Here is a 3,176-nt window from a genome sequence, read left to right as displayed (position 1 = left end):
GAATGTTCATAACTTTCTTCCCTTCCGTCATCGGGCAGCTTGATCTGATGCTGCGGCGCAGGAAGGGAAGAAAGTTATGAACATTCTGGACAGACTGGATGCGGACATGAACGCCGTGTTCTCCCAGGAAGACGGCATAACGGAAGCCTGTGTTGTGGAGAACGTGGCCCTGCGCTGCTTCTACGAATACCCCACGGAAGACGCGCAGCCCGGTTCCGCCCGGGTGGCCACGCCTGTGCGTGCTCCGTATGCCACGCTGCTGGTTTCGGAGGTGAAAACGAAGCTCGGCCGCAAGCTGAAACGCGGGGACATTCTTGCTGTTCGCGGCAAGGCGTTCCGCATCGAGGTCATACGGCCCGACGGCATAGGGGGCCTCGTATGCAAGCTGAAGCGGCAGGAGCTGGGCAATGACTCTTAATGAGTTCCAGGACAAGGCGGAGACCTTCAGTGAACCGTACTTCGACAGCGTGGACCACTGCGCAATCGTACTCGGCGAAGAAGCCGGGGAAGTCCTGGGCAAGGTGAAGAAGTGGGGCAGGGACGCCGGATTTGATCGAGATTCTCCTCAGTTCAAAGGCATAAAAGATGAGCTTGGAGATGTTTTCTGGTGCGTGTCGCGCATGGCGAAGCAGTGCGGCTGGACGCTGGAAGAAATAGGGCAGGACTGCTGCCGGAAGCTTGCCGATCGTAAGGAGCGCGGAGTGCTCCATGGGGAAGGAGATAGCCGATGAGCGCCGACATTATGGGCAGATTGCCGGCGCATCCGCGCACGGCGCTTCGGCAGGCCGTGGGGGCGCTCATTGAAGCGGCGGGCTTTTCCGGCCGCGTGTACCTGAATCCGGAAGAGCCTTGGGACGCTCCCGCATTCCCCAGTGTGGGCGTGTACGTCATGAGTGAGCAGGCGGCAGAAAGTGATCTCTCCCCGCGGCCGGACAGCCGGGAAGCCGAGCTTGCCGTAGACATTCTGGAAGCCGTGCGGGGCCATGACCTGCCCCTCGATGACCGCATAGAAGCCCTGGAATTTGTTGTTGCCCGGGCGCTCACCTTTGAGGCCGTGGACAGGGAGTTCACCGCCCGCGGCGGAAGGCTGGAAGACTTTGAATATTCCGGCATGGAGCTCGGCAAGGCTGACAACGGGGAAATCACCGTTGCCTGCCTCACGCTCACGTTTACGGCCTTTTACCGGATGCCGCCGCGTGATGGGACAGTGGACCTGTTCCGGACCGGATACATCGAATGGGATCTTGCGGACGGAGTGAGTCATCCCGACGGCCGCAAAGAGGCAACGGACATAGTCACCCTTCCGCAGGATGGGGACGAAAGCAAAGGAGAATGACATGCAGCGCGAACAGATGTTTGTGAAGCCTGCACCCGGGCGCGTGGTGCGCGACCCGTCCACCAGTCTTCCGCTTCCTGAAGACGGCGCGGTGGTGGAAAAGACGCAGTTCTGGCTGCGGAGGCTCAGGGACGGAGACGTGGAGAAGCTCCATGAGGAAAGGAAGGAGACGGAATAATGGCCATATCGTTCAATGAAGTGCCGCAGGGCATTCTTGTGCCCGGGGCCTATATCGAGTTCGACAACAGCCAGGCCATGCAGGGCGCAAGCCTCATGGACTACACGGCGCTTATCTGTGCCCAGATGCTGGAAGAAGGAACGGCGGAACCGCTCAAGGCCTACAGCGTGACCAGCGCGGAGCGTGCGGCTGAACTTTTCGGCCGCGGCTCTCAGGCCCACCTTATGGCCGGCGCTTTTCTTGAAAACAACAGCTACACGAGCCTGCGCATGATAGGCGTGGAAGACGGGGAAGAGCTGACCAAAGCCACGGGCACCATAGCCGTGGAAGGTACGGCCACGCTGGGCGCGCCCATCTATCTGTATATCGCTGGGCAGGCTGTGTCCGTGCCCTGCGCCACGGGAACGGAAGCGGCGGCGCTGGCCACGGCCATGGCTGCGGCCGTCAATGCGGAAGCGGATCTTCCCGTCACGGCACAGGCAAGCGACACCACGGTCACGCTTACGGCCAGAAACGGCGGCACTCTGGGCAACGACATAGACATCCGCCCGGCCTACTACAACGAAACCATGCCCGAAGGCATCAAGCTGACCATTACGGCCATGAGCAAGGGCGCCGGACAGCCCGATGTGGAAGAGCTCATGGCGGCCTGGGGGGACACCTGGTACCACGTCATAGCCTGGCCGTGGAACGACCGCAGCAGCCTGCGCACGCTGGAAGCCGAGCTTGAAGACCGCTGGGGCCCGCTGCGTCATATCGACGGCGTGGCCATCACGTCCAAGGCAGGCACGTTTTCCGAGCTTCAGGAGTTCGGCAGCGGGGAAGACAAGGGCAACTACGCGCATATCTCCATTGTGGAAGCCTGCAAAACTCCCACGCTTCCGGCGGTGCGAGCTGCTGCCGTGGCGGCTCTGGTGGCCTATTACGGCAACAACGACCCCGCGCGGCCGTTCCAGACACTGACCATTTCCGGCGATCTTGCGCCGGCGCAGGAAGACCGGCTTACCCTTGAGGAACGCAACCTGCTGCTGAAGGCCGGCATAGCCACCACGGTGACCGATGCGGGCGGCAACGTGACCATTGAGCGCATGGTGACCAACTATCTCACCACGTCCACCGGTGCGGCGGATACCAGCTATCAGGACGTGAACACGCTGCTGACGCTCTCGTATCTCCGTTATGACTTCCGTTCCCGCATCCTGCGCAAGTATCCCCGCCACAAGCTGGCCGGCGACACGGAAACCATAGCCCCGGGGCAGGCGATCATGACCCCGAAGCAGGGCCGTGCCGAAGCCGTGGCCGCCTTTCAGGACTGGCAGGAACTCGGCCTTGTGGAAGACATAGCCAAGTTCAAGGCCGGTCTTGTGTGTGAGCGCAACGCCACCGACGTGAACCGTCTGGACTGGCTCATCACTCCCGATCTCGTCAATCAGTTCCGCGTGGCTGCGGTGCAGATTCAGTTCCGTCTGTAAAGGAGCATCATCATGGCAATAGGCAACCGCCGTGCGGGCCGTATTTCCTTCAAGGTGGACGGCACGCTTTATGAGGCAAAGGGCAGCTTTTCGTACAATCTCGGCCTTGACGTAAGGGAGGCCATTATCGGCGCCGACGGCGTGCATGGCTACAAGGAAACGCCGCAGGTGTCCTATATCGAGGGCGCCG

Annotated in this window: 6 protein-coding genes; all 6 read left to right on the top strand. The window is 61.2% G+C overall.

Translation table 11 applies throughout. The features are described from left to right. Positions 1–76: 76 nt before the first annotated feature. Entirely contained in the window at positions 77–418 is a 342-nt protein-coding gene (locus ACZM96_RS10355) for a head-tail joining protein (RefSeq protein ID WP_489488946.1), read from the top strand. Beyond that, entirely contained in the window at positions 408–731 is a 324-nt protein-coding gene (locus tag ACZM96_RS10350) for a MazG nucleotide pyrophosphohydrolase domain-containing protein (RefSeq protein WP_304122552.1), read from the top strand. The genes ACZM96_RS10355 and ACZM96_RS10350 overlap by 11 nt, the downstream gene beginning before the upstream one ends. Beyond that, entirely contained in the window at positions 728–1,336 is a 609-nt protein-coding gene (locus ACZM96_RS10345; protein ID WP_489488943.1) for a hypothetical protein, read from the top strand. The genes ACZM96_RS10350 and ACZM96_RS10345 overlap by 4 nt, the downstream gene beginning before the upstream one ends. A gap of 1 nt (position 1,337) precedes the next feature. Continuing rightward, positions 1,338–1,514, top strand: coding sequence for a DUF2635 domain-containing protein (locus tag ACZM96_RS10340; protein WP_489488942.1), 177 nt, complete (start codon positions 1,338–1,340; stop codon positions 1,512–1,514). After that, positions 1,514–2,986, top strand: a complete 1,473-nt coding sequence (locus ACZM96_RS10335; RefSeq protein ID WP_489488941.1) for a phage tail sheath subtilisin-like domain-containing protein — start codon at positions 1,514–1,516, stop codon at positions 2,984–2,986. The genes ACZM96_RS10340 and ACZM96_RS10335 overlap by 1 nt, the downstream gene beginning before the upstream one ends. 12 nt (positions 2,987–2,998) lie before the next feature. Next, positions 2,999–3,176: phage tail tube protein (locus ACZM96_RS10330; RefSeq protein ID WP_489488948.1), on the top strand; the 178-nt coding region annotated here is incomplete at its 3' end.

It is taken from the genome of Mailhella sp., assembly GCF_057866825.1.
This window is presented reverse-complemented; position numbering and strand designations above follow the sequence as displayed.

Bases quoted from the DNA above. Each gene is read 5' to 3' on its own strand.
- ACZM96_RS10355 (WP_489488946.1), top strand. From the start codon at position 77: ATGAACATTCTGGACAGACTGGATGCGGACATGAACGCCGTGTTCTCC.
- ACZM96_RS10350 (WP_304122552.1), top strand. From the start codon at position 408: ATGACTCTTAATGAGTTCCAGGACAAGGCGGAGACCTTCAGTGAACCG.
- ACZM96_RS10345 (WP_489488943.1), top strand. From the start codon at position 728: ATGAGCGCCGACATTATGGGCAGATTGCCGGCGCATCCGCGCACGGCG.
- ACZM96_RS10340 (WP_489488942.1), top strand. From the start codon at position 1,338: ATGCAGCGCGAACAGATGTTTGTGAAGCCTGCACCCGGGCGCGTGGTG.
- ACZM96_RS10335 (WP_489488941.1), top strand. From the start codon at position 1,514: ATGGCCATATCGTTCAATGAAGTGCCGCAGGGCATTCTTGTGCCCGGG.